Origin of the sequence: Actinoplanes sp. NPDC051633 (genome assembly GCF_040681735.1) — a bacterium.
Taxonomy (GTDB): Bacteria; Actinomycetota; Actinomycetes; order Mycobacteriales; family Micromonosporaceae; genus Actinoplanes.
In genome coordinates this window covers 1-1,039 of sequence record NZ_JBFAZH010001839.1, presented here as the reverse complement: position 1 = coordinate 1,039, position 1,039 = coordinate 1, and the positions used below count along the sequence as shown (strand labels likewise).

At 73.1% G+C, this 1,039-nt stretch carries 2 protein-coding genes; both read right to left on the bottom strand.

Going from position 1 to position 1,039, the window contains the following annotated elements:
- A partial coding sequence (locus AB0M20_RS45560) for a helix-turn-helix domain-containing protein (protein ID WP_364307918.1) occupies positions 1-277 on the bottom strand: 277 nt, incomplete at its 3' end.
- A gap of 13 nt (positions 278-290) precedes the next feature.
- A partial coding sequence (locus AB0M20_RS45555) for an MFS transporter (protein ID WP_364307916.1) occupies positions 291-1,039 on the bottom strand: 749 nt, incomplete at its 5' end.

Below are 1,039 nucleotides of genomic sequence, written 5' to 3'. Positions count from 1 at the left end.
CGCCGCGCGGCTGCGGCGGCGGCCCCTTCATCGTGCGGACCGTGTCGATCAGCAGCGCGTCCTTGTTGGGCCAGCGGCGGTAGATCGTCGCCTTGCCGACCCCCGCCTGCGCGGCCACCGCCTCCATCGACAGGCTTCCGACGCTCACACCCTCCTGCAGCAGGGTGATCACGGCGGCGATGATCGCCTCGTCGGCTTTGGCGCTGCGGGGCCGGCCCGGAGCCTTGCGCTCCAGGTCGGCTCCCGCAGCGGCGCTGGCGGTCGTCATGGCGTCCATTGTCGCCGAGTTCCTACACCTCGGCCAAGGCGAGATCGGCCTGGGCCTCCGGCGACGTCGGGGCGGGCGCGGCGGGCAGCCGGCCGGGCAGCCAGATCAGCGCCACCAGGGCGCTCAGCAACGTGAACGCCGTCGTGCCCACCGCCGCGTAGTGCATCGCCACGAGGAACGCGTCGTTCGCGCTCTGCACCAGCCCGGAACCGGCCGCCCCGGCGGTCTCGGCCACCCCGTACGCCCCGGAGATCGACTCCTCGGCCACCGATCGGGCCGCGGCGGGCAGGCCCGCGGCCGCGTCGCCCAGGTTGCCGCGGTAGAGCGCGCTCACCACCGCGCCGACCGCGGCCACGCCGAGCGCGCCGCCCACCTGGCGGATCGTGTTGCTGACCGCCGAGCCGACGCCCGCCTTCTCGCGGGGCAGCGCCGCCATGATCGATTCGGTGGCGGGCGGCATGACGTTCGCCATGCCCATGCCCATCACGAAGAACAGTGCGCCGACGAACCAGATCGGCGTCTCGGCGCCGATGTAGATGAAGCCGGCCAGTCCCACCGCGACCAGCAGCAGCCCGGCCGTGCTGACCGCGCGCGGGCCGAACCGCTTGACCATGGCCGCGCTGCGCGGCGCGAAGACCATCTGGGCCACGGCGAACGGCACGAACAACGCGCCGGACATCAGCGGGCCGTAGCCGCGGACCAGCTGGAAGTAGAAGGCGCTGAAGAACATCGCGCCCATGGCCGCGAAGAAGACCAGGCCGATGACGGCGT